Raw genomic sequence first — 26,327 nt, 5'->3', positions numbered from 1 at the left:
GCTATATGCCATTCAGGTAAGAAAAAATTTGGTAGAAGCAGAGTCATTATTTATAAAATGTGAAAAAATTTTAGAGAATTTAAAAGAGAATTTCAGAAAAATGTGGAAATACATAGAGAATGCTAGAAAGTTGCTTGTCAAGGTGACAGACGTACATTATAATAAAACTAGCGTATTTTATTAGCGTATTTAATTTAGGAGGAAAATCTTGTGAAGAGAGAATTAGTAATTGTCATTGATTTTGGCGGACAGTACAATCAGTTAGTTGCAAGACGTGTCAGAGAATGCAATGTGTACTGCGAAATCTATTCTTATAAGACAGATCTTGAGAAGATAAAAGAAATGAATCCTAAGGGAATCATTTTAACTGGCGGACCGAACAGTTGCTATGAAGAAGGAGCACCGACCTGTTCAAAAGAATTATTCGAGATGGGAATTCCGGTACTTGGACTTTGCTATGGTGCACAGCTTATGATGCACGTGCTTGGCGGAAAAGTCGAGAAGGCTGAGGTCAGTGAATATGGTAAAACAGAGGTTCTGGTTGACAAGACCGAATCTAAGTTGTTCAAAGATGTATCTGAGAAGACTATCTGCTGGATGAGCCATACAGATTATATTTCTCAGATAGCACCGGGATTTGAAATTTCTGCACACACAGCAGACTGCCCGGTAGCAACAGCAGAGAATGCAGATAAGAATCTGTATGCGATTCAGTTCCACCCGGAGGTACTTCATACAGCAGAAGGAACAAAGATGCTTTCCAACTTCGTTCTTGGTGTCTGTGGATGCGCCGGAGACTGGAAGATGGATGCATTTGTAGAGAATACGATCAAAGAAATCCGTGAGAAAGTCGGAGATGGAAAAGTGCTTTTGGCATTATCAGGAGGAGTCGATTCTTCTGTTGCAGCAGGTCTGTTATCCAGAGCAATCGGAAAGCAGTTGACATGCGTATTTGTAGATCATGGTCTTCTGCGTAAAGATGAAGGAGATGAAGTTGAAGGAGTATTCGGACCGAATGGTCAGTTTGATCTGAACTTTATCCGTGTCAATGCACAGCAGAGATATTATGATAAACTGGCAGGAGTTACAGAGCCTGAAGCAAAACGTAAGATTATCGGTGAAGAATTTATCCGTATCTTTGAGGAAGAAGCAAAGAAAATCGGTGCAGTAGATTTTCTGGCACAGGGAACGATATATCCGGACGTTGTAGAGAGTGGACTTGGCGGAGAATCCGCAGTTATCAAATCTCATCATAACGTAGGAGGGCTTCCGGACTACGTTGATTTCAAAGAAATCATCGAGCCGCTCCGCGACTTGTTTAAGGACGAGGTAAGAAAAGCTGGGCTTGAACTTGGAATTCCAGAAAACCTGGTATTTCGTCAGCCATTCCCAGGACCGGGACTTGGAATCCGAATTATCGGAGAAGTAACAGCTGAGAAAGTAAGAATTGTTCAGGACGCTGATGCAATCTACAGAGAAGAGATTGCAAAAGCTGGACTTGATCGTGATATTAACCAGTACTTTGCAGCACTTACAAATATGCGAAGTGTAGGAGTTATGGGAGATTTCAGAACATATGATTATGCAGTAGCGCTTAGAGCTGTAAAGACAATCGATTTCATGACAGCCGAGGCAGCAGAAATTCCATACGAAGTATTGAATAAAGTCATGAACCGAATTATAAACGAGGTGAAAGGAGTCAACAGAGTATTCTATGATCTGACGAGTAAGCCACCTGGAACGATCGAGTTTGAATAGTTGACGCTGGGCTACAAAGCCCGTAACCACGGGGCTTTGCGGCTTTGGGTGTTTGAAATTGCATTATCATTGCATTTTTATATTTCTTTGTGATACATTGCAGTATGCTGATTACTGGTATAATTAGCAATACTTTGAGAAGCTGACTGGTAGCTGAGAACCCCGGTCAGCTTCTTTGCAATCTCAATATTGGTGTTTGGATACAGATGACCATAAGTTCCTAGTGTCGTCTGTATTTTTTCATGTCCAAGACGCTCTTTAATCAGCAGTGGATTTTCGCCCATGCTGATAAGCAGGGAAGCATGCGAATGTCTCAGGGCATGAATTTTGATTCTGTGGACACCAGCTAAATTTGCCAATTTCTCTAATGCTCTTGGAAGCGTTGTTTTGCTGGTGGGTGTACTGTTATAACTCAGTACGAATCCACAATTTGGTAAAACCTTTGCCTGGACCGCCTTCCATTCTTGTAATTCCTTGATGGTATCAGCATCAATATAAATGGTACGGTTGCTTGCCTGCGTCTTAGGTTCAACGAATTTGTAGTCATTCATTGTTTTATAGTACAGTGTTTTACTAATAATCAGCATACCTGTTTCAAAATCAATATCATCCCACTGTAAGGCGGCAGCCTCTCCAATACGCATTCCAGTCATAAATAAAAGCCAGAACGAGATGAAGAGATAGTGCTCGTAGTAGTCACCTTTGTACAGCAGGGATATTACCTTCTGAAACTCCTCCAAAGTCCAGAAGTCGATCTTTACTTTTTTAGATTTGATATTGCCGATCATGCGGGCAGGATTCTTCTTTGCAAGTCCGAGGATAATCGCCCGGTCAAAAGCTAAACATAACATTCCCTGAACAATGCGTACATAGTTTGGACTGAATTGTTTTGCCAACTTGAGCTGCCAGGTCTGTACATTTATCGCTTCTATTTCGGACACTTTCTTCTTGTAGAAATAGGCAAAGTGTTTTTGAATGGTCGAGTAACGATTCTTGTAGGTACTTTCTTTCACCTGAGTTTTGTACCACGGAAGATAGATTTCTTCAATAAACTTTTTGAAGGTAATGTCTTCCTTCTTATCAGCTAATTCTTCCGTTGATGCAAGAATCAATTTGGAATACTCGGCACGGGCTTCTTTTTTTGTTGAGAATCCGCTGCGGTATTTTTGAATCTGTTTTCCGGTTACAGGATGATATCCGAGGTTGGCTCGAAAATAATAAGTGCCGTTTTCTGCTTTTTTAATTGGATCTTTTGCCATGATTTCACTCCTTACTAAAATGCAAAAAGCACGATCATTCTTGCTTATCGGGCAAAGTAATCCCTAATAATTCTTCAACGGCTTCTTTTGGAACCCTGTCTAATTTTCTGGATTGATAATAGGTATGCCCCTTTTCTACCATAAGTTCCTTTGCTTTTTTGATAATATCAGCAGCAAAGGAAGGACCGTAGCCTAATTCAATCAAATCCCTTTTTGTTACAGTTATCATGAATCTCCTTTCCACAGACAGGGAATCAACTTGATACCTGTCTATTATTATATCAAATTTTGAGTAAAAGTTCTCTAATAAAAGCGCTATAAGCTAAAATCCCAAAAGTCTATGTTATTCTTTCAGAAGCCAGTTCCTATGCCCGTTCCGGCCACGTAAAACGGTGTTACTTTGTAACTATTAAGCTGCAGGCGTGCGAAGATGCAAACTATCTGCAGTCACCTATATCAATCTCCCGAAAGATTTCTTTTGTTTTCAAGGTACGGCGAATGGATATATTACCCATTCAATTAAGGAATAGGGGGCTTTTCTTTAAGATTGAAAAATTTTAAGAAAAAATGATAAAAATAAAAGCTGCCTTGATTTGGCAGCCACGGAAATCTATTTGCGTTTTAGAGCCAGACGATTCAGCATGGAAATGAGCGCAAGCATATCCTCGTCATCGAGTTGTTTCATCAGATCAGTTGCTTTGTCAATCAGAGGAAGATTGTGCAGCTCTGAATCGAAGAACTGTTGAGGAGTGACTTCCAGATAGTCACAGATATCCAGAAAGCTCTGCATGGTAGGCAGAGAACGTCCGGAAGTGAGGGACTGGATGTAGCTTTTATTTTTGCCAAGATCCAGACTCATCTGATATTCAGATACATTTTTCTTTAAACGCAGTTCGCTGATGCGTTCTCCAATAAAGTTTTTATCCATACATTTACACCTCTCTTCCACATTTTAAACTATTTACTTACAGCAAATTACGGAATAAAATAGAGATATATTTGAAATATAGTGATTATTCCGTAATATAACCGTAATTTACTAAAATGATACAAAAAAAGAAATTATGGATGATAGAAAATGGATTTTGGGGTATGATGATAGCAAAGGAAGTGGATGTCTGTGCGGATTATAGGAAATGAGCAGGAAATTGAATGGGCGAAGGAAGCACTGCGGAATCAATGTAACGATTGTCCCTACTTGGACTGCTGTAATGAAAAGGCGAAAGAGGAGTCAAAGCAGTGTGGAACGGTTCGGTTTGGCTGCCGGGAGTATCTGAAAGAGAAGATTGAATTCGTAGTAGAAAAATAGATGTAGTATTTTGAACAAATATAAACACCATATATAGTATAAGCCTGAATTGACATGAGGAATATCTTGTGCTAGTATACTGATATAGTTTATTTTATGCACACCCTTTTTGGGGAGTTTCGGGATTCATAAGAATCTCCAAACTTACAGGAAACAGCAGGAGCTGATTCCTGGCATAAGTAGTTTATGTTTGTAGTGAGTGTCACGGTATGCCTTTTTTGGCTGCGTGGCACTTTTGTTTTTTCAGGAAGAAACCAGACTTTTAAGAATGAACAGAGAAAAGACTCTCTTTTCATTCTTTTTTTGTGCTTACATTTAGGTTTCGGCATAGTTGCATGCCACAACCAGCTTCGGCTGTTGATGGATAAATATTATTTTAAGAAAGGTGGAATAAGAACATGAATGAAGCAAGAGTGTATGCAGATGGATTTGAGAGATCCTTTGCAGAAGTAAAAGATCTGCTGGAGTTTCTGGCAGAGAGAGGAAGAAATGCCAAATGGATCAGAAAGCCAACGAATACGTTACGGCTGGCACCACTGGAAAAGGAGGCTCAAAATCTGGATGCGGCAGATGCATCCATGGAAGAAATTTTGGAGGATACAGAGAAGAATACGCAGCTTGTACTGAAAATGAGAGGAGAATCCTATCCGGTACGTGACTGTGCCATCCGCACCATTTTAAGCCGCGCAGGTGTCAATGGAGACGGGCTTCGCAAGCTGGATAAGGCAACATATGCGAAGGTAGTCAATTACTGCCTGCGGGTTGCAAAAGGGGATGCCCTGATTAAGATTGCGGACGGAAAGGTTTCCGCAGTACATGGCGGGGATAAACATGATTATTGCATCCTTGATATGAAAGCCATGTTTGAGACAACCTGCGAATATCTGAATCTGAATTTCAAAGGCAGTGTTTACATGGAGGGCTCTGGTATCTATGACCATTCCATTGTATCTGCCATGTGGAAGCTCGGAGGAAGTCAGGAACTTCTGGATACTTACCGAAAAGCACTGGATGCACACGGAATGGATGAGAAGATCCTGTCACCGGCACTTCGTTTTACCACATCTGACGTGGCAGCGAGCGGTGCAAATCTGTATCCGATGCTTTTGACAGACGGACCAAACGGCGTTATCAGTCTGGGAAGTCCAATCAAGCTGGCTCACGATAAAGGGGCAACGATTCTGGACTTCCGGAAAAATCTGGAGCAGGTATGCGCCCGCTATGTGGATGCGATGAAGAATCTTACTCAGCTTATGGACATTGAGATCCGTAATCCGGTGAACTGCCTGAAGCTGCTGATGAAGGAACTTGGCATTAAACAGAAGATCCGGAATGAGGTGGTGGAGCTATTTGTATCCCAGAACGGGGAAGGTGCCTGTACGGCACATGATCTTTATTATGCCATGAATGAAGCCTCCTTTTTTGCAGCCTGTGAAGGAATGTCCGGACAGGGCATCCTGAAGCTGGAGGAGGATATTACGAAGGCGCTTATAAAAGACTGGAAAAAATATGACGTTTATGGAGCAGTCAAATGTTAGGAGGAATTGGAATGAATAACAAAGCAGAGTATACACCGGAAAAGGTTGTGGATATCAGTAACCTGTCAAGAGAAGACTGGTTGGAATACCGCAAAAAAGGAATCGGCGGCAGTGATGTAGCGGCAATCATGGGGATCTCTCCATTTGCCACTATCCGGGATCTGTTTTACAACAAAACAGGTGTGCAGCCGGTCATTCAGGAGGAAGAGGAAAGCAACTGGGTTGCCAAGGAAGTCGGACACCGGCTGGAAGATCTGGTGGCAGAAATCTTTTCCAAAAAGACCGGACTGGAAGTATTTCCGGTACGTGTCATGTTCCGGCATCCATTATATCCGTTCATGCTTGCAGATGTGGATTTTTTTGTTCGTATGCCGGATGGGACATTTGCGATTCTGGAATGTAAAACCTGCAATTATAATGCGAAAGATAAGTGGGCTGATGAGGGTATTCCAGCTCATTATGTGCTGCAGGTAAGGCATTATCTGTCTGTGATGAATATGCAGAAAGCCTTTATCGCATGCCTGTATGGAAATAACGAGAATGAGTTTGTGTATCGCACCATTGAGCGTGATCTGATTGAGGAAGAAGACATCATTGATCAGGAAACGTATTTCTGGCAGGAACATGTATTGAAAAATGTAGTACCGCCGCATAACGGGAATTCCGATCTGGTTCTGGCAAATATCCGTAATTATGGTGGTTTTGCAGACAAATCTATTCCGGAAATTGTGCTTTCCGGTCTGGAATCAAAAAATCTTGAGAAGTATCTTACCCTTTCGGAGGAAAAGTCACAGTTGGAAAAACGGAAAAAGGAAATCGAAGCAGAACAGCGGGCAATCAGTGTTCCTTTTGTGGAACAGCTGGGGCAGGGCTGCAAGGCAGTGCTGGAGGACGGTACGAACCGTTACCGTATTACCTATAATCCGACCAGACGTACTTCGGTTGGGAAAGACCAGATGGAGAAGCTGAAAAACCAGCATCCGGATATCTATGAGGAATATACAAAAACAACGGAGAGCCGTACTTTCCGAATTAAGAAGGAGGCGGCGTAATGAGAAAACCAAATGAACGGATGCGGATAAAAAGCTGGAGGGATATAAACAATGAGGTGCAGATTTAAACATAAGATTTTCCAGAATGAGGAGAATGGGTATACGATTGCCATATTCACCACACAGGATACGTCTGTCCCCCTGTCAGCCAGAGACAAATATCTGGCATCCCGGAATATCATCGGCTTCTCAGCGATTGGATTCGGTCTTCCGCTTACAGACGAGATTGAGCTTGAGATGGAAGGCAGATGGGAGAGCGGAGAGCATGGAACTCAGTATCAGGTGGAAAATTTCATGGAGGTTGTACCACGGACAAAGGAGGGTATCTTAGGATACCTTTCTTCCGGTGCAATCAAAGGTATCGGTCCCAAGATGGCAGATACTATTTTCCGGAAGTTTGGGCTTCAGACACTGGAAATCATGGAAAACAACCCGCAGGAACTCTTGAAGATCCGTGGAATTTCCGAGAAGAAGCTGGCTGCTATTGTGGAGTCCTATGGAAAAAACCAGGTGTTCCGGGAACTGATGACGTTTCTGGCGCCTTTTAAGGTAACACCCAAAAAAGTGAATATGATTCTGAAGAAATTCGGAAATGAATCGGTGGATATTATCCGGCACCGCCCTTACATGCTGAGTGCAGTCAAAGGCTTCGGGTTTCTGACTGTGGATGCGATCGGAAGACAGTGCTGCTGTGCACTCAATGATCCCATGCGGATATCCGGGTGCATCGGACATATCATGAATCAGGCAATGAAAGAAGGACATCTGTTTAAGCAGCGTCAGGAGGTTATCAGGGAAGCACTGGAAATGCTGAACCGGGATCTGCAGGTCATGGCAGTATCGGAGCAGGATGTCAGTCAGGTGCTTTACCGGCTGGTGCTGCAAAAAAGCATTGTTGTGGAGGAAGAACGGATCTATTCTATCCGGCAGTATGAAGAAGAAACACAGACCGCTTCCATGATAGCCAGACGGCTTTTGGAGAAGCCGGTTTTGCTGTCCATTGAACCGGAGCTGGAAAAGGCACAGAAGACACTGGGGATCACGCTGTCAGAAACACAGAAACAGGCAGTGCGGATGGTGTTTGCACATCCCATCAGTATTATTACCGGAGGTCCCGGAACCGGAAAGACAACGGTTCTCAAGGTGATTCTCTATATCCATCAGGCGTTATGCAGGTCAGAGGTACAGCTTATGGCTCCGACCGGACGTGCGGCAAGACGTATGGTGGAGAGTACCGGCTGTGAAAATGCATCCACGATGCATCTGGCCCTGGGGCTTTTGGGAGATGATACGGATTTTGAACCGGATTTTGAGTACCTGTCTGCCGGATTTCTAAATGTAGATGAGGTGTCCATGGTGGACATGCATCTTGCCTATGAATTTTTCCGGCGGGTTAGCAGACATGCCAGAGTCCTTTTAGTCGGGGATAAGAACCAGCTTCCATCCGTAGGAGCCGGGGATGTGTTCCGGCAACTGATTGCCTGCGGGCTGATTCCGGTCACGGTACTGGATCTGGTTTACCGGCAGGGCGCTTTGAGCAGCATACCTTATAATGCAAAACTGATGCAGGAGAATAAGACTAATCTGAGCTTTGGGGAGGATTTTCAGTTCATTGCCTGTAAAGGAGCAGATGAAGCGGCAGAGATTGTCCGGAGGATTTATCTGGACGAGATTGCAAAAAACGGCATGGATCAGGTACAGATCCTGACTCCGTATCGGAAACGCAGTGCTGCCGGAGTGGATGAATTGAACAAATCTCTGGAGGATTTTGTAAATCCGCCAATCGCAGGGAAGAAGGAACTGCATATCGGCAGTCAGGTGTTCCGGGTTGGCGATAAGATTTTACAGAATAAAAATACCGAGATGGCGAGTAACGGCGATCTGGGCAGGATACTGGACTGTATCACGGATGAGGATGGAAATGCCAGGGCAGTGATCGGATTCCCGGATGGGCGGCAGGTGCAATATGAAGCTGACCAGATGGAAATGATCGAACATGCTAACGCAACAACCATCCATAAGGCACAGGGTTCCGAATGTCCGGTTGTCATCATCCCTTGGGTAAAAGCCTTTTATATGATGCTGAAGCGCAATATTCTCTATACCGGAGTGACCAGAGCGAAAAGCAAGGTTTATCTGGTAGGGGAATGGGCTGCAGTCTGTCAGGCAATCCATACGGATGACAGCGGGACAAGGAACACCATTCTGAGTGAGCGGATCGTACAGTATTACGATCAGTATCAGAGTGAACAGAAACCGGAAATGGAGCAGTTAAAACTTGTTGTTTAAAAATATTTTTCAATTTTTGAAATAAGCGGACTATTACTCTTATATAGGGGAACGTCTGCTTTTCTAAATGAAAGGAGCAGAGAATGAAAGAATTATTGTATAAGAAATCAGAGGCAGTTGCCGCTTTGAACCGTGTGGATGGCTTCCATCCGATGGAACTGGCAAGAAAGATTGGAGAAGAAGGGCAGGAGGAGCAGCTTTATCTGGATGTGAAATACCGGAAGCTATGGTTTCGTCTGGTCAATCCGGCAGGAAAGATCATCAGCCGGATTATCACTTTCACAGAGAACATGGCAGTTGTGGAAGCACGTATCTATCTGGATAAATGTGATCAGGAAGACAATTATGTAGCCAATTCCTTTTCGCAGAAATTCCGGAGCGATGACCCGAAGTTTGGAGACAAATTTCTGGAAATGGCAGAAACAGCAGCCGTAGGAAGGGCATTATCGGATGCCGGATATGGTGTGCAGTTTGCGGATGTGGGAGAGGAAAATGATCCTGCACAGGTAGATGCCGGAATTCCATATCAGAATCCACAGATGCCGGATTCAGGTGCCATGGAAAATGCAGCCATGCCGGATTCGGGTGTCATGCCAAATGCCCCTATGCCAACTTATGGAGAGATGCCAGGTCAGCCGGAATATGCAGGCCAGCAGATGATGAATCAGTTCTATCAGCAGGCACAGGCGGCGGGAAGCACCATTTACCATGGCAGTGGACAAATGCCTGGCTACGGTTCCGCTCCGGCTGCCTCTACGCCGCCAAAGACCGGACAGATGCTGCAGGGAGCATTACAGAATCTGGATACGTCCCTTCCGGTAGAAGAACTGATGAAACACATGAACTATGAAATGGCAGTCGGGACTGTGATTCCGGGAAAGGGAAAATACGGCGGAAAGACCATGGGACAGGTGGCAGTTGAAAGCCCGTCAACGATCCAGTGGTTTGCCGAGCAATATTCCGGACCGAACAATCTGGTTCCGGCGGCAGCAAAGGTAATTTTACAAAAAGCAATGCCGATGGCTGGTTAAGGAAGAACCCCGCAGAGAGCTTTTTTCTGCGGGGGAAAGGAGGAAGAGACCGGGATGTATTATGATATGTCTGGGTTTGATTATGGAATACTGGATGTGGTGCAGGTGCTGCATCTCAGAAAGCGGCGGGGAAACTATTATGACTGCCCGTTTTGTGGAGAGACGCATGGAAAACTGAATATCAATGTGGAAAAGAATGTATTCCGGTGCAACCGCTGTGATGCGTCCGGGGGGATGCTGAAGCTTTATGCGGATTTGCACAATGTTACACTCTCCGAAGCAAATCAGCAGATCCGGGAAGCATTAGGAAAAGGAGAATACCGGACGGATTATATCAAAGCAACGCCGGTACAGGAAGAAAAGGCAACGGCAGAGCTTGCACCCATAGAGGAAATCCACCGGACGTATCAGAGAATGCTGTCCATGCTCACGCTTAACAGGAAGCATCAGGAGGATCTGCAAAGACGAGGATTAAAACCGGAACAGATCGAAGCACAGCGTTACCGGAGTGTCCCGCTGTTTGGAATGAAGAAGCTGGTCAAAAGGCTGGCAGAAGAAGGATATATGGTGAAAGGCGTGCCGGGATTCTACCGGGATACAGACGGAAACTGGACGATTAACTTCAAAGCAGAAAACTCAGGAATCCTGATTCCCATAGTTTCTTTGGACGGGTTCATCCAGGGTTTTCAGATCCGGGTAGATCATGTGACTGACACGAAAAAATATATCTGGCTGTCCAGTGTCAATTATGACCAGGGAGTTTCCTCCGGAAGTCCGGTACATGTGATCGGTGATCTTGCCGCAGAACGTGTCTATCTGACCGAAGGAGCCTTAAAAGGGACCATAGCCCATTATCTGTCCGGCGCTACCTTTGTGTGCGTTGCCGGAGTGAACCAGTACCGGAATCTGAAACCGGTGCTGGAGCGGATGAAAGGATATGGGATGAAACAGCTTTTGGAGGCGTATGACATGGATAAGAAGATGAAAGTAGCCTGCAATAAGCATGACAGTAAGTGTGCGGTCTGTTTTGAGCGTTCCCCTGTTATCTGCCAGCATAAGGCGGAGAAACGGAGGATTATCCAGAACGGCTGCAATAAGGTCTATGAAATCTGCCGGGAGCTTTCCCTGCCGATGAACCGGATGGTCTGGGATATGGACGAGAGCGGGGAGTGGAACGGGAAACACAAGGGGATTGATGACTATTTAGCCGCCATCAAACAGAAGGAAGGAACCGGGGCACAGACTTCGGCTCTTCCGAAAGGAGAACAATCATGAGAAAAAAAGGAAATACGGTTCTTGCAGGACTCATTATCTGCCTGTTGCTTGTTTTTCTCGCAGCGGCAGGAAAACTCTTTGGTGCTTATCTGAAGTATCAGAAAGGGGACGTAAGTTACGAGAAACTGCAGGAATATGTTCAGGAACCAGAGGAAGAAGAATCACCGGAGTCTGAGAAAGAAAAGGAGGAACCTAAGAATAGGTATCTAGAAATTGATTTTGCAGGTTTAAAAGCGGTTAATCCGGATGTCATAGCGTGGATTCAGATTCCGGCACTGGATATTAGTTATCCGGTGGTACAGGGGAAAGATAATGCATATTATCTTCATCACCTTTTTTCGGGAGAATCCAATATCAACGGGAGCATCTTTGTGGACTGCCATAATCAGCCGGACTTTACGGATCAGAATACGATCGTGTACGGGCATAATATGAAAAACGGGAGCATGTTCGGAACTCTGGATAAGTACCAAGACAAAGAGCTATTTGAACAACATCCGGAGTTTTATCTCTATTTGCCGGACAAGATCCTCAAGTATCGTATCTTTTCCTGCTATGCGGGAAGAACCGGAAGTGAGGGATATAGGTATCATTTCCCGGAAGCGGAAGATTTTCAGACGTTTCTGGATACGGTGTCTTCTTATAGGGATTATGATACCGGCACCGAGCTGTCGGCAACGGATCGGATAGTTACGCTGTCTACCTGTGTCAATTCCAGACGGAATTATCGCTATCTGGTACATGGAAAATTAAGCAGTGAGATCATCACAGAGGAATAAAAGAATCGTGCTGGTGTGAGAAGAAATTTCTTATGCCAGCTTTTATTATGGGAGGAAATGTAATGGGAACAGCATTGGTTATGGAACATGCAAACGCACTGGCACAGATGATAGTCAGTGAAAAGGACAAGTTATTTGATGAAAGAGTGGAGGCTCTTGTAAAACTTTATAGAAGGGCGGAATTTTATCTGAAGCAGGGATTTCTGGAGAGCATCGTCTGCGAGTTCCATCGGAAGAAAGTGGAAATGATTATGCAGGCGGAAACAAAAGGAGAGATTACGGAAATACTGAAGTTATCAAAACCGCATTTTGACGGGAAAAAATTTGTCTATACCTCTCCGTATGCTGTGGAAGAGGAAGAGCTTCTCCTTTGGTCTCTGACATCACTGCAAGGTCCACTCCGGGATGAAGGGTATCGAAGATATCGGGAATTATTTGAGAAGTGCCTGCCGGAGATGGCAGAAAAGATTCCGGCGTAGAACAATGGCATAACAAAGGAACGAAAAAACTATCTTTTATTTTACTGTAATTTCACTCTTTATTGAATCTGCAATACTTTACAAAGTTTTTTACGGAAAAATGCTTCGGATTAATATACTTAACACCAGTATCTATCAGCTTAAATTTTGAATAACCAAACACCAGTGTTTCATTATTCACAAAAATCGTCATCTATCCAGAAAGCAGGTAAAATATGTTCACAATAATCAGAGTATTTTCTGCATTCAATACATTCTTCATCTAAAGAATCTACGCCGACATAATGAATATGATAATCTACAGTATCGTTTACAAATCTTTCAAGGAAGATGTTCAAAACAAAGGCTACTCTATCATCACAATAAACATAACCAATTAAATTCTTATGAATGATACAGTAAACGAGATAAACACAGCGTGTATCAACGATGCAGTTGAAATTGTATCCAGATTAAAGCCTATTTATACTTTAAAGCATGCACGGAGACAGCAAGAAGACCTATTCCTGTACGGAAGAGGTCTTCCTGTCCTTATACTAAAGTTAATTGGTATGCTGAAGTCCCGCAAAAGCAACATTTAATTTACCTCCAGATTACCGCTTTTAAGAGATAGATAATCGGAACTTCCGCTAAGCAGATAGAAAAAATATTCCCCTTTTTCATCTGGTGAGAAACTATATTTTCCACTCAGTTCATCGAACACTTCTCCTTCATACATTATCCCGTCTTTTACATAACCGATAATCAAATCTTGGGATACTGTAATGTCTGATTTATATTTATCAAACGAAATGACTATATTATCTTTATCAGTTAGTTCCCATCCCTTTCCATTGTCTTGTGTAAGTACACAAAGTGAATTGTTGATTAGAATTATTTCTGGAATGATATACATTTCATCTGATTTATCAGTAGGAATCTCTACTATTGATGATGGTATGAAATTAGGCATCAGACTGCTTTTAACAATTCTGCTTTCAGGAAATTCTGATGAAGATTTGGCTAATTCCTCAATATCAACAACTTTCCCCTTTTCATTGGTATATACACCGTCTTTTAATATGATGTAGCTTCTATCATTGGTTTCTGTCCCGATTAAATGTCGATTGCTGTCATCAATTAAAGCCGATGTTAACAGATGACTGATTGCAGCATATACAGGCATACACAAAAACACTGAAACCACAGTTACAATAATTGCAGTTCTATAAGTGAACTTTAAAGGCTTATGTTTTGAAGCTGTTTTACAAAATACATTTTGACGTATCTTTTGTTTGGAATATTTTTTCAGTATTTTATTGCAATCATGAAAATACACTTCCTCAATAAAAGATTCATCAATTTCACTCATTAACTCATTCAAAGAAAATTTTACAGTCTTCATATCTAAATCCCTTCTTTTCCATTTTTAGTTTTAATTTTTTACGTCCGCGTAACAGTTTGGATTTTACTGTAGATTCTTTTAATCCGGTTTCTTCTGCTATTACAGCGATTGTCTTAGTGTAATAGTAGTACGAGATAAAACATTTTCTTTCGTCAACTGATAGTTCATATATGCTTTCTTTTAAGCATTTGATTACTTCTTCTTTTAACGGCCCGTATTCAATATGTTCGTTCGTTCCAACCTGAAACGCATCTTCGTAATTTTCAAAATGCATCTTAGAGGTTTTTCGTAATGCGTTTTTTGCCATGTTTCTTGCGATTGTTCCTAAATAGGGTTTGAATGTGCTGTAGTTATCTGTATCTAAATCTGCACTGTAATTCCATAGAGCTACAAAAACATTAGACACGACCGCCTCCTTGTCTTCATATGGCAAAGCACTTCCAATAATATTCTCGACTATGTATACAACATATCTGTAGTATTTGTTCATACATATTTTTAAAGCGCGCTCATCTTTATTTTTTAGTTCGAGCATCAGTTGTTTCTCATCTATGTTAAATAACATGCTTCTACCTCATAAATTCAGTGAATACTATAGCAGTGGTTTAATAATGGGAATGTGTATTTTCAAAAAAGGGAACCGAGAAACCAAGTTAAAAAGCTTCAATTAAAATCAGGATAAGTACTCACCAGCACTTGAAATATTTTCCACTATTAAAATGTAATAGAAAATGATTTGATTGTAAAGGCATCAGAGGACAGATTAGTTACCATGCCGTAATAGTAATCTGTTGCCTGTGTCGTAAATCCTGAACGCAAACCACTTGCTGTAATCTCACGCACAAATTCTGATGAAGGTCCAGCTACGTATGCGCGTACTCTTGAACGATGAAAAGCAGAACGGCTCAAAGTGTAATTTATAGTTATGTATCTGCCGCTATTACAATAAAGTCCCATACTGTTATTTGATGGTGTTAATATGGCGACTTCGCCATTTTTCAATGTGATTCCGCGCCAAGTATATCGGGCATATGCATTTGGAATAACACCTTCTTCAACAACTTTCTGCAGGCTTTCGTTAGCAAACACAGTGTACTTCCATTCAATCATATTAGGGTCATCTGTAAGCGGCTCTGCTGCAAAAACATTAACACTTAGCGACAGCATCATAACGAGTGTTAGGATAAAACTGATTATTTTTTTATAAGCCTTCATATATGTACACGACTCCTTTCCAAGGTTCCCTTTGTAATAAGATACACAGTAAATATTGTAACGGTTGCATTTATTTAAAAAATTAAAAAAGATAATTTTTAATTTTTGTTTTTTGAATTTTTTGATTGGTAAAATAAGAAAATGGATTATAAAGAGTTGCACTCTAGGTACCTCCTACGTACAGAATAAGTATCAAATACAAAGGAGTGAAATCATTATGATTAAAAAATTAAGAGTAGCCGTGGATCACGGGAACCGGAACATGAAAACCTGTCATTTTATCTTTACCACAGGACTGACGGAACAGGATAAAAAGCCTGCCAGGGGAGAGAAGTATCTGAAATATCAGGGAAAGTATTATACCCTTAGTGAGAAGCGGATTCCGTACCAGAGGGACAAGACGCAGGACAGCCGGAACCGATTCTGGATTCTGACTTTATTTGCCATTGCAATGGAGCTGGAGCAGAAAAGCCAGATCCAGCCGGAGGATGTCATTCAGGTGGAACTTCCGATTGGGCTTCCGCCGAAGCATTTTGCAGAGCTTTGTGAGAGATATGAACGCTATTTCAAAGGGGACGGGAAGGTGCAGGAACTGTGCTTCAACGATAAAGTCTATCACCTCTGTATACAGAATGTAATGGCGTTTCCGCAGGATTATGCAGCCATGATGACGAGGATGATGGAAATCCGTGAGATTCCGAAAGTCGTAGGGATTGATATTGGCGGATTTACTTCTGATTATCTTCTGATGAGAAGTGGCAGACCGGATATGGATTATTGTGATTCTCTGGAAAAAGGTGTGATTACCATGTATAACGATATCATTTCCAGTATTAACAGTGAATATGACATGCTTCTGGAGGAGGCAGATATCGACAGTATCATCAAGGGAAAAACGCAGTATTATGAGGAAGCTGTTGTACAGGCAGTAGAAACCATGGTTCAGAATTTTGTTACCGATCTTCTGAACAGCATCCGAGAGCGGGGCATTGATACAAAATCTACTTATACGGTGTTTATCGGCGGCGGAGCAGTGCTTCTGGAACGATTTCTGGAGCAGGCAGACCGGTTGGGAAAACATACCTTTATCCGGGATATGAAAGCAAATGCCGATGGATATGATCTTTTGTATCGCATGACACAGGCTGGAGTGTGATTTTATGGGAAAGAAAAATCCGTTTGTATTCACTATTGGTTTTGATAAGTCGGATCCAGATCACGTGTATGTGACAGAACTTCTGAATACGACAGAGAAAAAAGCAAAACTGATCGTTGCGGCAATTCTGGCATATACGGGAAGAACGGATGAGACAGGTAATGGCAGTATAAGCATGGAACCGGATATGCTCCGGCCAATGATGCAGCAAATCATCCGGGAAGAAGTAAGAAAGGTATTGGAAGGGCAGGACGTTTCTAAGATAAATAGAGAAATGCCCACAGAAGTTGATTTGATGGAAGAAGAACCGCTGCGGATGGATCAGACTATGAGACAGAATGTAGTGGATGCTATCAGTGCATTTCGCAGGGCATAAAAAAGCAGGAGAGATACACATGCTTATGGCAGTGTACTCTCCTGTTCTTTGTATCAGAATGGGAATAGACAGAAAACTCACAGACTATTCACAGATTACTCACAGATTGTCTTTGTATAATGTGTAGATGATGAAGGATACGGGAGAGCCTTAACTTAGGTTCTTGAATCCATCCAGAAGTCCACGCAGTGTAGAAAGGGCAAGCTGTTTCTGCTCCTCCGGGCAGGAATTTAGTTCTGCCATGATTTGCTGCATGGTAGAATCCGGGTTCGTTTTCTGGTTAGAAAATATAGCATCTATGGAAATATGTAAGTAAGTTGCCAAGGCATAAAGTGTTTCCAACTGTGGATTGCCAATATAGTTTTCAATATCAGAGACAGTCCGTAAAGAAATCTTTGCCTGTTCCGCAAGGCTGTTTTGCGAAAGATTGCGGCGGAGACGTTCTTCCCTGACTGCATCTCCCAATAATTTTTTCACCATCTATATCACCTCACTTAATGCATATATTTTATCGTAGATTAACACTATACGAAATGCGTTAAAGTGCGTTATGATAAGCAGGATAACACATGCACAAATAGAGAAACATGGAAGTAAGTACGACAGACATGAATGGACAGCATAAGATAAAAGCCAAAGAGGAACTGAATCTGTTAAAAAAATCTTATCCATACAATGTGTCGGAGAGAAGTTAGAATATGCAGTATATGAGATACTATCATCGCATATCCTACACAATTACATAGAAAGAGAAGTATCGGCTGGACTACGAATAGAGTGGTCCAGCCTTTCTTTTTTTCGAAAAAATGAAGGCAGTGTCACGTTTTGTTGCCGCTCACCGCCATCCTCGGAATTTTTTGGAACGTGATAAAAAATTTCGGAGGATAAAACAAATGAACAAAAAAACATATACAGGATCAAAGATACAAAATCACTTTACAGCATATCTGATACAGTTTGTCCGTGGAAAACGACATGATTATCTGGAGAAGAAAATCCAGATGGCTGATGCAGAAGAACTGTTGGAGGATATTGGACAGATGGAGGCAAGAATTGTAATCGAAGAATTGCTGGAGAACCAAACGAGGGAGCAGCTTTTATTGCAGGAGGCACAGGGGAAATATCCAGAATGGAATAAGATGTCAGATGAAAGACTGATGAAAGCGCTTCATACGCTGCGGGATGAAGAACGGAAGCTGATTTACCAGCATGTGTTTGAAGAACGTACTTTTGAGGAAATGAGCAGGCTAAACGGGTTATCAGAGGAGCGATGCAAGGGTATTTATTATTATGCAATCCGGAAGATCCGCAAGGTGATGGGAGGTGAAAACTAATGAATTTTGAACGATTACTTTTAAAGGCAAAAGAAGGAAATGCAGATGCGGTACTGAAGATTTTAGAGATATATAAGCCGCTTTTAATTAAGAATGCGATTGTGAATGGCAGATTTGATGAAGATCTGTATCAGGAACTGGTAAGTACATTGCTTCAGTGTATCCAGAGATTCCAGATAATTGAGTAAGTTATCTTAAACAAAGGCTGCAATCACTCTCAGGGGAGTAACATCCTCTGGGAGTGATTGTTTTTTGAAGGGTGATATTGCCTCAGTTCGAAGCGGCAGACGGTGTTGATCTATTATGTTGCCTGATGCTTTAATGCTCTTTTGTTGTTGCCAGTTCTTTATGAAGATGTAGAGCCATAAACACAGTAACAATAGCAGAAATTACATCGGCAATCGGTTGTGCATATAGTATTCCATTTATGCCCCAGAATGATGGGAGCAACAGAATGATCGGAACAAAGCAAATACCTTGTCGGCAAGCCCCAAGAACGAATCCGGCGGTGCCTTTTCCAAGTGCAAGAAACAGAGAAGAATACACTGTGTAAAATCCAAATACGAAGAAGGAAAATCCATTTGCCATTAGCGATTTTTGACCTACAGAAATCATCTCTGTATTGCCTTCTGTAAATTGCGAAATAATCTGTGTGGAAAATAGGGCTATTGTCAATCCCACAACTACACAAAATATTGTTGACCATAAGATAGAAGTTTTAATTGCTTCCCTGAGCCGATCAAACTTTTTGGCACCATAGCTAAAGCCGGCAATTGGTTGGAAACCTTTTAAGAAGCCGAACACAACCAGAGTTCCCATTGAAGTGATTCTTGTAACAGCGCCCATTCCGGCGATAACAGCATCTCCATAGATATTAGCTTCCCGGTTTATGAATGCGATAGAAAGGCTTGTAAGAAGCTGGAAAGTCAATGTGGGTATACCGATTTTCAGAATTTCAGTTATGATCTGCTTAGAAGGACAAAATTCCTTAATGGAAAATGTAAAAGCGCTTTTTTTCTGTAATGCATAAATTAAATATACAAGAGTAGAAGCCATTTGAGAAATTGCTGTAGCGATTGCCGCACCAGCAACCCCCATGTCGAGAGTATAGATGAAAATAGGATCTAAACCAATATTCAATACAGCTCCTAATAATAATGCACACATAGTTGTTTTTGCGGCGCCTTCACTTGCAACGATATTGTTCATCGTTACATTAAATACATTGAAAATACATGAAATAACATAGATTCTTCCATAAGAAAGGGCGTATGGCATAATCGTGTCTGTTGCACCTAACATGGTTAAAATAGGTTTCAAAAAAATTGCAGTTCCGATAATAATAACTGCGCCAATACAAACACTGCTGTATAATGCAGTACTGGCGACTTTACTTGCAGCTTCCCTATCTCCTCGCCCTAAAAGTCTTGATAAGTAGGAGGCGGCACCATTGCCAAACATCAGACCTAAACCAACAACTACTTGTCCTAAAGGAAACGCAATGGAAATTGCACCCATTTGACTCTCGCCAAGTCCTCCTATGAAATAAGCATCCACCAAATTGTAGAGAGCGTTAATAAGCATACCAATCATTATCGGTATACCAAGAGCCATTAGTGCTTGGGGAACAGGTGCATTTCCTAATAAATCCATTTTGTTGTTATTCTTGTTCATTTCAAATACTCCTTTCAATTAAGAATATAAATTATAGTAGTATAAATTATAGTATACTACGTGAGAGAATACTACTATAATTTATAGTAGTTGTCAAGCGTGTATCCTGCAATTTCCTTGACAAGAGGTATAAAATCAAATACTATAAATTACAGTATATATAACCGTAAGTATTTTATAGCTTTCGTGGATATAGAAAGTGGGTGAACTATGGCTACAATAGATTTAATTGTGTTAGGAATATTGAAAAAGGAACCGATGGGAGCCTATGATATTCAAAAATTAGTGGAATATCGTAATATATCAAAATGGGTAAAAATCAGTACACCATCCATTTACAAAAAAGCAATTCAGTTGGAGGAAAAAGGCTTCATTAAAGGAGAAATTGTGAAAGAAGGTAAGATGCCTGAAAAAGCAGTTTATTCATTAACAGATGAAGGCGAAAAAGAATTTGTAAAGCTTATGATGGAAACAGCCTCTAAACCCATTCACTTTTTTTTAGATTTTAATGCAGTAATTGTAAATTTGGATAAGTTACCGCCTGAAAGTCAACAATCATGTATTGCCAGTATTGAGGAAAATATTGAAATATTAAAAACTTATCTGGAGGAAAATCTTCGAGAGAAAGAGAATGATCCGGAAATCCCTAAGACTGGTATGGCAGTATTGCAACAGCAGATAGTTTTGGCGGATGCTATTGAAAAATGGATTATTTCTCTAAAAAAAGACTTTTGATGAAGAAGTCACTAGCTGATTTCTTATTAGGTCTGCAGGATTGGGAAGAAACAGGGATGGATGCCGACCTATGTTCCGGCTTTGTAGCCAGAACATAGAAATTTTCTTAGTGGGGAATCTCCCTCAAACCCGGTGCTCCTTATATCCTGCAGATTAAACTTCAAATTTATACCCATATCCAACTACTGTTTTTATGTAATTCTTGTCGCTGGAATACTTTTTTATCTTCTTGCGTATTTGAAAAATAGTGTTTTCCACGGCGTGGAAATAACCATTTGCTTTTTCATGCCAAACTGCTTCATAAATCTGTTGTTTAGTAAAAGCCATCCCTGGATTAGAATATAGCATATAAAGTACATCAAATTCTTTTACAGAAAAGTTAATGTCTTTTCGTACTATTAAGCCGTAGGTCGTAAAGGTCTGCGACTTTAACTTTACCCGGAAAGGAGCTGCCACATATATAGGCAGTGCTGTAATTTTAACAGTAACGGTCACCAATCTATGGGGATGGCTTGTATATCCGGCTGAAATGCTAAAAAATCAGTGGTTCTTATTTATCACTTCACTCTGCCCCGGTAATTATGTGTTTGCCGTTTCTGGCTCTTGCAGCTATTGCGATTCTACTGGTCTATTACCAGACTATTTGCAGGTAAAGCATTGCTCTGGTTTTGAATTTGAGTTTTGGCAGTCTAATAATAGCATTTTAGATTAGCTGTGATAAGGTGAAACAGATTAGGAGGAAAGTAAATTGCATTACAAAGACAAAAACCTACAGATAGATATTCGCTGTCATACTGTTTTTATGAATGATCAAAAGATTGAATTGAGTCTGAAAGAATTTACGGTACTAAAATATCTAACAGAACATCCTGGCTGGGTATTCTCTCACGAGGAGATTTATCGTAATGTCTGGAAGGAAGAACCGATTGACTGTGCTAATGCGGTTATGTGCTGCATTAGCCAGCTTCGTAAAAAGTTAAAAGTAGATTCACGGAACTGGAATTACATCCGCACCGTCCGAGGTGTGGGCTATAAGTTTCAACCACTCTCAGGGGAGTAACATCCTCTGGGAGTTTTTTGTCATATTTGTTGCACTTTTCGGCTCTGGTACGTACAGAAATAGAAAAGAAACATATCCCAAAATGTATACATTTTAGAAGTACGTTCCGGAAAGAGGGATTATATTTCAAAAAGGTTACACACACAGTTTTGAAATATACCAATAAAAGTGTGGATATTTTGGGACATGGAAAGGAGAAATGTGGATGCAGATATATGGATATCACCGTACCAGTACAAAGGAGCAGCATCTTGACCGTGGCATACAGGAAATTGAGCGGTACTGTAACGAGCATGAGATGGCACTTACGAATATTTTTACGGATCAGGAGACAGGGAAGAATTTTAATCGTCCGAGATATACCGTTTTAGTGGAGGATGTCCTGCGGCCGGGAGATATTTTGATTGTTACAGAATTGGACAGACTGGGAAGAAACAAGTATGACACCATGCAACAGATCCAGCGGATTAAGAACATGGGAGTGCGGCTTATGGTTCTGGAACTGCCGACTACGCTTATGGATTTATCTGTGATGGATAATGCGATGGCAAGGATGATGCTGGAAACAATCAATAACATGATGCTGGAGCTTTATGCTTCTATGGCGCAGGCAGAGCTGGAGAAAAAGGAGAAGCGACAGCGGGAAGGGATAGAAGCGAAGAAATTGCGGGGCGAATGGGATGATTATGGAAGACCAAGTGTGATGAAGCAGGAAACTTTTGATGAGAACTTTCAAAGCGTAGTTTCTGGAGAAACGACACCTACACAGCTTCGTAAAAATTTGGGAATGACGCACTCAACTTTTTATCGCTATCGAAAAACTTTTTATGAAAAATACCCGGAACTTTCAAATTCTGCAAATTAAAGTCCTATTACTTATATAGACCAAAGAATTTCAGGAGGAAAGAAATATGAGTGAAAAGAGAATAGGTACTTTAATTTATGATCCATCAATGGGAAGATTTGATATCCGGTTTGGGATTGAATCTTATTATGGAGGTCTTCATTGCGGAGAATGTTTTGATGTGAAGGTAAAGGATGCATGGATTCCGGTTCGGATTGAAATGGATGAAGACTGGTATCTGGTAGGGCTTCCTAAGACGAGTCTCAGTGGACTGACGGTTCGAATGTAGGAGGAGCATATGATGGAAGCTAAAAAGAAATATGAAAAGCCGGCATTCCGATTGGTGACAGATTTGGGGAGTATTTTGGAATGTCTGTATGAGGTATATGGAACGGATGGAACGATGTTGATTGCTGGGAACAAGTTATCGGATACGGTAATCTATCCGTTTATCCGCATGATTAAAAAGAAATGCAAAGCAGTGGATGCGGAAAAGCTGAATCTGATGCTCTGGAAGATTTATATGGTAAGTTCGAGAAAAGAAGAATTTGTGACGGCTGCTAAGAAAGAGCTGCAGCCTTATTTGACCAAGAAAGATGAAAAACAGATTGACACCACATATGACACCACATATACTATAGATAGGAGGCATTAAAGATGTCGAAATGGGATAAACTATTGACAAGAATTTGCTCATTATCGAAAGACCTTCGTTTTGATGAACTAAGAAAAGTATTAGAAAGTTATGGATATGAGATAAATGCTCCGAGAAGTGGGAGCAGCCATTATACATTCCGTAAAGCGGGATGCCAGCCGATAACAATACCGAAACACGAACCAATCAAGAAAATTTATGTTGAAATGGTAAAGCAGATTGTAGAAAGTGAGGCGAAAAACGATGAAGACACTGAATGATTATTTGGCAATGTCCTATCGCATGGAAATTGTGGAAGATAAGGATGAAGGTGGATTTGTGGTTTCTTATCCGGAACTGCCGGGATGCATCACCTGTGGAGAGACGATAGAAAGGGCAGTTGAAAATGCAGCGGATGCAAAAAAAGCATGGTTAGAAGCTGCACTGGAAGAAGGGATTGAGATTCACGAACCGGGAAGCCTGGAAGAGTATTCGGGACAGTTTAAAATAAGGATGCCACGCAGCTTACACCGGGATCTGGCGGAACACTCAAAAAAAGAAGGCATCAGTATGAATCAATACTGTATATATCTTCTTTCAAAGAATGATGCGCTGTTAGTAAAATAAATATACAAGAATATAGATGAAAAGAGCCGTCCGGATGGGCGGCTCGAAGTATTCTTTCTTTGATTAAAAATGATATTGTTCTAGCAGATAGATAGGAAGTGTTTGTACGTTTCCAACGGTTCCGCCTTTGGTATCACCTTTCAGATATAGTAGTTTATTGGCCTTCCCCTGTTCCAATGCCTTCAAGGCAGTAGATGCAGTTCCCTTACCGGCTTTAACTTCAATCAGATAGCGGATGTGAGTTTTCAATGTCTGAGCTACAAAATCAATTTCACCACCTTTATAAGTAGCAAAAGCCGGTGTCTCAAAGATAATTTCTTCCGGGAATTCCTGGCGTTTGGACAAGTTAATGTAAACATAGTTTTCGTTCAATGAGCCATCCATAGTTGATACAGTAGCACCAGTTCTGGAGAGATAATAATATGCAACTCCAAGATCCATGAAGAAGCAGCGGCTTCCCGGTTTGAAATTCAAGATGTCCAGTTCTGTGATTTTGCCACAGAAACCGATGATTCCAGAATGGTAAAGCCAGTTGATAGCACGATAGCAGGTTGCTTTAGAAAGATTACTGGAGTAATTCTTTGTAACGAGCTTTTGCAGTTCTTCACTTATACTGTCCTCATCTAATCCTTTCTTTTCACGAAGCAGAATACGGCAGATGCTTAAAAAGATGTTGGTAAAAACACTAATATCTGTGATGTCATCAAAGTACCGCATAGATTCGTTTAAGAAAATGCGGATGATTCTAACAAGCTCTTTTTGAGCTGCTTCCACGTCTTTTGTGTTAAGGTATGTTTCCACAACCTTTGGATAGCCGCCAATCTGTCTATAGATGTCGTAAACATTCTTTAATTCGTCATATAGTTCCGGTACGGTGTCATCTGCATGATCCAGTGGAAGTGATAGATACTTCTGAAAAAGCTGGTCATCCAATGCTTCCAAAAACTCTTTAAAGGAAAGGGTATAAATACGGATACTGGTAATATCTCCACTGGAGAATTTGAATTCCGGTTCCAGTACACGTCCCAGATAACTTCCAGTTACAATGAAATGCGCTTGAAAATAGCGGGTAAATTCTCGGATACGGTTGAATATCTCTGAGGATTCCTGAATTTCATCAATAATGATGACTGTATCGTTGGTATCTTCAAAATCCGGATCGAAGAGTTTAAAAGCATCGTGAAGCGGCTGCTCCGGTCGTTTTGTACCGGGAGTCCAGTCTGTGGCTTTTTTGTAACATTCCATAAATTGTTTGCCGGACAAATCAAACAGGTTAATGTAGATCTTGTGCCTGAAGTTCTCATCCGCAAATTTATTGATAATATATGTTTTTCCGACCTGTCTGGCACCATTCACTTCCAAGGTGCTGTGGACGGTATCGTTTTTCCAATCCAGAAGCTGATCGTAAACTTTTCTTTTCAGATACATGGGAAATGCTCCTTTCTTTCAACTGTTCCTATTATATCAAAATATGAATGGATAATATAGAGGGTAATTTCTGATAAATGATGAATTGTCTAGTCTGAGCAGTTCTTCACGGGTATTCCGGTTTCTGTCATTACTTTTTCGTACTGAAGAAGCTGTTCCCAGGTCAGCCATTCCGGTTTCTGATCTGTGGGAAAACCATTCCATAATTCTTTCATACGGGCAATATGGTTTTGAACGCTATGATTGCATAGGATAGACGGACTGCGATTTCCGTAGCCCAGATAGTATTCACAGTCAGACTGTAATTTACTTAACATCCGGTACTCGAATTCATAGGAACTTCTTTGATACGGAGCCGGATGAAATGTGTACTCCTGCTGTATGGGATGGGAAGGTTCTCCATCAATATGGTTAAAAGATAAAGAATAAAGATTCGGTTCAGGCTCTTTGCCAAGGTCAATATCCTTCCACAACTTTCCGAATTGGTCCTTATATACCGGACAGGAAAAATCATCCATGCCAGTATACTCAAGCACTAATTTTGTTTTTGCATTTTCATTCATTCTATTAGACCATCCTTTCCTTTATTGCAGACATTGAGGTATATTATTGGGCGCTGTTTCTGCATTCCACTGCAGCTTCGCACGTACATCCATCAGGATGATTCCTAACTGGTTTTCTCCGCAGTTATTGACTTTGCCCCAGAAATAGTCACCCCAGTTGTTTCCTTCAATAAGTGTGGACTCTCCGGTTGCAAGAAGTTTATCCCGGAGTTCCGGGTTCTGCATGAATTTGCACATGCAGATTTCATACATGAGCCGGACTTTCACTTTTTCCCAGTCCGGGCGTAATGTAAGATCTCTGCCGAGTTTCTTTGCATCAGAAGGATTATGCATCCGAAAAATACAGAATTTGCGTTGCTCTCTCGCAGAGAGTGTTTTCTGCGCTTGAAAAGCAGCTTCATTATTTGCATAGGTTTGTCCCATGTAAGAGACCGGTGCCGGATAGAAATTGCTTAGAAAAGCATAATCTCCCCGAAATTCATTGATCTGTGTAGGTATGCGCTTGCTTGTATTTGTTTGATTCATTAT

Annotated in this window: 32 protein-coding genes; 20 read left to right on the top strand and 12 right to left on the bottom strand. The window is 41.4% G+C overall.

All coding sequences use genetic code 11. The features are described 5' to 3' along the window. Window positions 1–210: 210 nt before the first annotated feature. Window positions 211–1,758, top strand: coding sequence for a glutamine-hydrolyzing GMP synthase (gene guaA / locus NQ560_RS13130; RefSeq protein ID WP_005333345.1), 1,548 nt, complete (start codon window positions 211–213; stop codon window positions 1,756–1,758). Window positions 1,759–1,835: 77 nt separating this feature from the next. On the opposite strand, the gene NQ560_RS13125 is transcribed toward guaA, so the two are convergent. From NQ560_RS13125 to NQ560_RS13115, 3 genes are all read right to left on the bottom strand, one after another. Further along, complete coding sequence (locus tag NQ560_RS13125; protein WP_005333347.1) at window positions 1,836–3,017, bottom strand: site-specific integrase; 1,182 nt, start codon at window positions 3,015–3,017, stop codon at window positions 1,836–1,838. Window positions 3,018–3,051: 34 nt separating this feature from the next. Continuing rightward, window positions 3,052–3,246, bottom strand: a complete 195-nt coding sequence (locus NQ560_RS13120) for a DUF3173 domain-containing protein (RefSeq protein WP_005333349.1) — start codon at window positions 3,244–3,246, stop codon at window positions 3,052–3,054. A gap of 381 nt (window positions 3,247–3,627) precedes the next feature. After that, window positions 3,628–3,945: a helix-turn-helix domain-containing protein gene (locus NQ560_RS13115; protein ID WP_005333350.1), complete on the bottom strand. Its 318-nt coding sequence runs from the start codon at window positions 3,943–3,945 to the stop codon at window positions 3,628–3,630. A 192-nt stretch (window positions 3,946–4,137) separates the two neighbouring features. Between NQ560_RS13115 and NQ560_RS13110 the strand changes: the two genes are divergently transcribed. The 8 genes from NQ560_RS13110 to NQ560_RS13075 all read left to right on the top strand — a co-directional run bounded on the left by NQ560_RS13110 (window position 4,138) and on the right by NQ560_RS13075 (window position 12,769). Continuing rightward, window positions 4,138–4,326 (top strand): 2-ketoisovalerate ferredoxin oxidoreductase, encoded by a 189-nt coding sequence (locus tag NQ560_RS13110; protein ID WP_425458801.1) that lies wholly within the window; start codon window positions 4,138–4,140, stop codon window positions 4,324–4,326. 398 nt (window positions 4,327–4,724) lie between these two features. Beyond that, complete coding sequence (locus tag NQ560_RS13105; protein ID WP_005333353.1) at window positions 4,725–5,864, top strand: hypothetical protein; 1,140 nt, start codon at window positions 4,725–4,727, stop codon at window positions 5,862–5,864. Then, window positions 5,858–6,916 carry a YqaJ viral recombinase family nuclease gene (locus NQ560_RS13100; protein ID WP_005333354.1) on the top strand — a complete coding sequence of 353 codons (1,059 nt, stop codon included), beginning with the start codon at window positions 5,858–5,860 and terminating at the stop codon, window positions 6,914–6,916. Before NQ560_RS13105 ends, NQ560_RS13100 begins: the two co-directional genes overlap by 7 nt. 51 nt (window positions 6,917–6,967) lie before the next feature. After that, window positions 6,968–9,205 (top strand): SF1B family DNA helicase RecD2, encoded by a 2,238-nt coding sequence (gene recD2 / locus NQ560_RS13095; RefSeq protein WP_005333356.1) that lies wholly within the window; start codon window positions 6,968–6,970, stop codon window positions 9,203–9,205. Window positions 9,206–9,288: 83 nt separating this feature from the next. After that, complete coding sequence (locus NQ560_RS13090; protein ID WP_005333375.1) at window positions 9,289–10,236, top strand: hypothetical protein; 948 nt, start codon at window positions 9,289–9,291, stop codon at window positions 10,234–10,236. A 54-nt stretch (window positions 10,237–10,290) separates the two neighbouring features. Further along, window positions 10,291–11,511: a CHC2 zinc finger domain-containing protein gene (locus tag NQ560_RS13085; RefSeq protein ID WP_005333381.1), complete on the top strand. Its 1,221-nt coding sequence runs from the start codon at window positions 10,291–10,293 to the stop codon at window positions 11,509–11,511. Beyond that, a complete protein-coding gene (gene srtB, locus NQ560_RS13080; protein ID WP_005333383.1) occupies window positions 11,508–12,290 on the top strand; it encodes a class B sortase in 783 nt (260 codons plus the stop codon). Before NQ560_RS13085 ends, srtB begins: the two co-directional genes overlap by 4 nt. A 32-nt stretch (window positions 12,291–12,322) precedes the next feature. Then, a complete protein-coding gene (locus NQ560_RS13075) occupies window positions 12,323–12,769 on the top strand; it encodes a hypothetical protein (protein WP_005333384.1) in 447 nt (148 codons plus the stop codon). Window positions 12,770–13,346: 577 nt separating this feature from the next. Here the strand turns inward: NQ560_RS13075 and NQ560_RS13070 are convergent. From NQ560_RS13070 to NQ560_RS13060, 3 genes are all read right to left on the bottom strand, one after another. Next, on the bottom strand, window positions 13,347–14,153 hold the full coding sequence (locus tag NQ560_RS13070; RefSeq protein ID WP_005333388.1) for a hypothetical protein: 807 nt from the start codon (window positions 14,151–14,153) through the stop codon (window positions 13,347–13,349). Further along, window positions 14,125–14,718, bottom strand: coding sequence for an RNA polymerase sigma factor (locus NQ560_RS13065; RefSeq protein WP_005333389.1), 594 nt, complete (start codon window positions 14,716–14,718; stop codon window positions 14,125–14,127). Before NQ560_RS13065 ends, NQ560_RS13070 begins: the two co-directional genes overlap by 29 nt. 149 nt (window positions 14,719–14,867) lie before the next feature. Next, window positions 14,868–15,368 (bottom strand): hypothetical protein, encoded by a 501-nt coding sequence (locus NQ560_RS13060; protein ID WP_021650057.1) that lies wholly within the window; start codon window positions 15,366–15,368, stop codon window positions 14,868–14,870. Window positions 15,369–15,585: 217 nt separating this feature from the next. Here NQ560_RS13060 and NQ560_RS13055 point away from each other — a divergent pair, with 217 nt between their 5' ends. Both NQ560_RS13055 and NQ560_RS13050 read left to right on the top strand, forming a co-directional pair. Continuing rightward, a complete protein-coding gene (locus NQ560_RS13055; protein WP_020436706.1) occupies window positions 15,586–16,524 on the top strand; it encodes a ParM/StbA family protein in 939 nt (312 codons plus the stop codon). A gap of 4 nt (window positions 16,525–16,528) precedes the next feature. Beyond that, on the top strand, window positions 16,529–16,900 hold the full coding sequence (locus tag NQ560_RS13050; protein WP_005333400.1) for a hypothetical protein: 372 nt from the start codon (window positions 16,529–16,531) through the stop codon (window positions 16,898–16,900). A gap of 150 nt (window positions 16,901–17,050) precedes the next feature. Here the strand turns inward: NQ560_RS13050 and NQ560_RS13045 are convergent, their stop codons facing one another. Continuing rightward, complete coding sequence (locus tag NQ560_RS13045) at window positions 17,051–17,380, bottom strand: helix-turn-helix transcriptional regulator (RefSeq protein WP_005333402.1); 330 nt, start codon at window positions 17,378–17,380, stop codon at window positions 17,051–17,053. Between the two features lie 413 nt (window positions 17,381–17,793). On the opposite strand from NQ560_RS13045, the gene NQ560_RS13040 reads away from it, so the two are divergent. Together NQ560_RS13040 and NQ560_RS13035 are read left to right on the top strand one after the other, a co-directional pair. After that, window positions 17,794–18,234: a sigma factor-like helix-turn-helix DNA-binding protein gene (locus NQ560_RS13040; protein WP_023921559.1), complete on the top strand. Its 441-nt coding sequence runs from the start codon at window positions 17,794–17,796 to the stop codon at window positions 18,232–18,234. Then, on the top strand, window positions 18,234–18,422 hold the full coding sequence (locus tag NQ560_RS13035; RefSeq protein ID WP_005333406.1) for a helix-turn-helix domain-containing protein: 189 nt from the start codon (window positions 18,234–18,236) through the stop codon (window positions 18,420–18,422). The genes NQ560_RS13040 and NQ560_RS13035 overlap by 1 nt, the downstream gene beginning before the upstream one ends. A gap of 130 nt (window positions 18,423–18,552) precedes the next feature. On the opposite strand, the gene NQ560_RS13030 is transcribed toward NQ560_RS13035, so the two are convergent. After that, window positions 18,553–19,908 (bottom strand): MATE family efflux transporter, encoded by a 1,356-nt coding sequence (locus NQ560_RS13030; RefSeq protein ID WP_005333407.1) that lies wholly within the window; start codon window positions 19,906–19,908, stop codon window positions 18,553–18,555. 210 nt (window positions 19,909–20,118) lie between these two features. Here NQ560_RS13030 and NQ560_RS13025 point away from each other — a divergent pair, with 210 nt between their 5' ends. After that, window positions 20,119–20,643: a PadR family transcriptional regulator gene (locus tag NQ560_RS13025; protein ID WP_005333410.1), complete on the top strand. Its 525-nt coding sequence runs from the start codon at window positions 20,119–20,121 to the stop codon at window positions 20,641–20,643. A 153-nt stretch (window positions 20,644–20,796) separates the two neighbouring features. Here the strand turns inward: NQ560_RS13025 and NQ560_RS15795 are convergent, their stop codons facing one another. Beyond that, a complete protein-coding gene (locus NQ560_RS15795) occupies window positions 20,797–21,099 on the bottom strand; it encodes a winged helix-turn-helix domain-containing protein (protein ID WP_226861513.1) in 303 nt (100 codons plus the stop codon). Window positions 21,100–21,391: 292 nt separating this feature from the next. Here NQ560_RS15795 and NQ560_RS13015 point away from each other — a divergent pair, with 292 nt between their 5' ends. From NQ560_RS13015 to NQ560_RS12990, 6 genes are all read left to right on the top strand, one after another. Then, window positions 21,392–21,703 carry a winged helix-turn-helix domain-containing protein gene (locus NQ560_RS13015; RefSeq protein WP_023921561.1) on the top strand — a complete coding sequence of 104 codons (312 nt, stop codon included), beginning with the start codon at window positions 21,392–21,394 and terminating at the stop codon, window positions 21,701–21,703. A gap of 205 nt (window positions 21,704–21,908) precedes the next feature. Next, window positions 21,909–22,568 (top strand): recombinase family protein, encoded by a 660-nt coding sequence (locus tag NQ560_RS13010; protein ID WP_040015506.1) that lies wholly within the window; start codon window positions 21,909–21,911, stop codon window positions 22,566–22,568. 46 nt (window positions 22,569–22,614) lie between these two features. Next, window positions 22,615–22,836, top strand: a complete 222-nt coding sequence (locus tag NQ560_RS13005) for a DUF5348 domain-containing protein (protein WP_005333419.1) — start codon at window positions 22,615–22,617, stop codon at window positions 22,834–22,836. Window positions 22,837–22,845: 9 nt separating this feature from the next. After that, window positions 22,846–23,202 carry a hypothetical protein gene (locus NQ560_RS13000; protein ID WP_005333420.1) on the top strand — a complete coding sequence of 119 codons (357 nt, stop codon included), beginning with the start codon at window positions 22,846–22,848 and terminating at the stop codon, window positions 23,200–23,202. 2 nt (window positions 23,203–23,204) lie between these two features. Further along, the gene (locus NQ560_RS12995; protein WP_005333422.1) at window positions 23,205–23,462 is read left to right on the top strand and encodes a type II toxin-antitoxin system HicA family toxin; all 258 of its coding nucleotides are present in this window, start codon (window positions 23,205–23,207) and stop codon (window positions 23,460–23,462) included. Beyond that, complete coding sequence (locus NQ560_RS12990; RefSeq protein ID WP_005333424.1) at window positions 23,446–23,808, top strand: type II toxin-antitoxin system HicB family antitoxin; 363 nt, start codon at window positions 23,446–23,448, stop codon at window positions 23,806–23,808. The genes NQ560_RS12995 and NQ560_RS12990 overlap by 17 nt, the downstream gene beginning before the upstream one ends. Before the next feature lie 63 nt (window positions 23,809–23,871). Here NQ560_RS12990 and NQ560_RS12985 read toward each other — a convergent pair whose 3' ends face one another. The 3 genes from NQ560_RS12985 to NQ560_RS12975 form a co-directional block, all read right to left on the bottom strand. Beyond that, entirely contained in the window at window positions 23,872–25,236 is a 1,365-nt protein-coding gene (locus tag NQ560_RS12985; protein ID WP_005333425.1) for an ATP-binding protein, read from the bottom strand. An 89-nt stretch (window positions 25,237–25,325) separates the two neighbouring features. Next, window positions 25,326–25,799 (bottom strand): LPD11 domain-containing protein, encoded by a 474-nt coding sequence (locus NQ560_RS12980; protein ID WP_005333427.1) that lies wholly within the window; start codon window positions 25,797–25,799, stop codon window positions 25,326–25,328. A gap of 21 nt (window positions 25,800–25,820) precedes the next feature. Next, on the bottom strand, window positions 25,821–26,324 hold the full coding sequence (locus NQ560_RS12975) for an NADAR family protein (protein WP_023921566.1): 504 nt from the start codon (window positions 26,322–26,324) through the stop codon (window positions 25,821–25,823). Between the last annotated feature and the right edge of the window lie 3 nt (window positions 26,325–26,327).

Origin of the sequence: Dorea formicigenerans (assembly GCF_025150245.1) — a bacterium.
Lineage (GTDB): Bacteria > Bacillota > Clostridia > Lachnospirales > Lachnospiraceae > Dorea > Dorea formicigenerans.
This window is presented reverse-complemented; position numbering and strand designations above follow the sequence as displayed.

Coding starts and splice junctions, on each gene's coding strand:
- NQ560_RS13090 (WP_005333375.1), top strand. CDS start 9,289: ATGAAAGAATTATTGTATAAGAAATCAGAGGCAGTTGCCGCTTTGAAC.
- NQ560_RS13065 (WP_005333389.1), bottom strand. CDS start 14,718: ATGTTATTTAACATAGATGAGAAACAACTGATGCTCGAACTAAAAAAT.
- NQ560_RS13120 (WP_005333349.1), bottom strand. CDS start 3,246: ATGATAACTGTAACAAAAAGGGATTTGATTGAATTAGGCTACGGTCCT.
- NQ560_RS13005 (WP_005333419.1), top strand. CDS start 22,615: ATGAGTGAAAAGAGAATAGGTACTTTAATTTATGATCCATCAATGGGA.
- recD2 (WP_005333356.1), top strand. CDS start 6,968: ATGAGGTGCAGATTTAAACATAAGATTTTCCAGAATGAGGAGAATGGG.
- NQ560_RS13125 (WP_005333347.1), bottom strand. CDS start 3,017: ATGGCAAAAGATCCAATTAAAAAAGCAGAAAACGGCACTTATTATTTT.
- NQ560_RS13070 (WP_005333388.1), bottom strand. CDS start 14,153: ATGAAGACTGTAAAATTTTCTTTGAATGAGTTAATGAGTGAAATTGAT.
- NQ560_RS13045 (WP_005333402.1), bottom strand. CDS start 17,380: ATGGTGAAAAAATTATTGGGAGATGCAGTCAGGGAAGAACGTCTCCGC.
- NQ560_RS13060 (WP_021650057.1), bottom strand. CDS start 15,368: ATGAAGGCTTATAAAAAAATAATCAGTTTTATCCTAACACTCGTTATG.
- NQ560_RS13040 (WP_023921559.1), top strand. CDS start 17,794: ATGAACAAAAAAACATATACAGGATCAAAGATACAAAATCACTTTACA.
- NQ560_RS13030 (WP_005333407.1), bottom strand. CDS start 19,908: ATGAACAAGAATAACAACAAAATGGATTTATTAGGAAATGCACCTGTT.
- srtB (WP_005333383.1), top strand. CDS start 11,508: ATGAGAAAAAAAGGAAATACGGTTCTTGCAGGACTCATTATCTGCCTG.
- NQ560_RS13085 (WP_005333381.1), top strand. CDS start 10,291: ATGTATTATGATATGTCTGGGTTTGATTATGGAATACTGGATGTGGTG.
- NQ560_RS13115 (WP_005333350.1), bottom strand. CDS start 3,945: ATGGATAAAAACTTTATTGGAGAACGCATCAGCGAACTGCGTTTAAAG.
- NQ560_RS12995 (WP_005333422.1), top strand. CDS start 23,205: ATGTCGAAATGGGATAAACTATTGACAAGAATTTGCTCATTATCGAAA.
- NQ560_RS13025 (WP_005333410.1), top strand. CDS start 20,119: ATGGCTACAATAGATTTAATTGTGTTAGGAATATTGAAAAAGGAACCG.
- NQ560_RS13075 (WP_005333384.1), top strand. CDS start 12,323: ATGCCAGCTTTTATTATGGGAGGAAATGTAATGGGAACAGCATTGGTT.
- NQ560_RS12975 (WP_023921566.1), bottom strand. CDS start 26,324: ATGAATCAAACAAATACAAGCAAGCGCATACCTACACAGATCAATGAA.
- NQ560_RS13105 (WP_005333353.1), top strand. CDS start 4,725: ATGAATGAAGCAAGAGTGTATGCAGATGGATTTGAGAGATCCTTTGCA.
- NQ560_RS13100 (WP_005333354.1), top strand. CDS start 5,858: ATGTTAGGAGGAATTGGAATGAATAACAAAGCAGAGTATACACCGGAA.
- NQ560_RS12990 (WP_005333424.1), top strand. CDS start 23,446: ATGAAGACACTGAATGATTATTTGGCAATGTCCTATCGCATGGAAATT.
- NQ560_RS13000 (WP_005333420.1), top strand. CDS start 22,846: ATGATGGAAGCTAAAAAGAAATATGAAAAGCCGGCATTCCGATTGGTG.
- NQ560_RS13055 (WP_020436706.1), top strand. CDS start 15,586: ATGATTAAAAAATTAAGAGTAGCCGTGGATCACGGGAACCGGAACATG.
- NQ560_RS12985 (WP_005333425.1), bottom strand. CDS start 25,236: ATGTATCTGAAAAGAAAAGTTTACGATCAGCTTCTGGATTGGAAAAAC.
- NQ560_RS12980 (WP_005333427.1), bottom strand. CDS start 25,799: ATGAATGAAAATGCAAAAACAAAATTAGTGCTTGAGTATACTGGCATG.
- NQ560_RS13035 (WP_005333406.1), top strand. CDS start 18,234: ATGAATTTTGAACGATTACTTTTAAAGGCAAAAGAAGGAAATGCAGAT.
- NQ560_RS13050 (WP_005333400.1), top strand. CDS start 16,529: ATGGGAAAGAAAAATCCGTTTGTATTCACTATTGGTTTTGATAAGTCG.
- NQ560_RS13010 (WP_040015506.1), top strand. CDS start 21,909: ATGCAGATATATGGATATCACCGTACCAGTACAAAGGAGCAGCATCTT.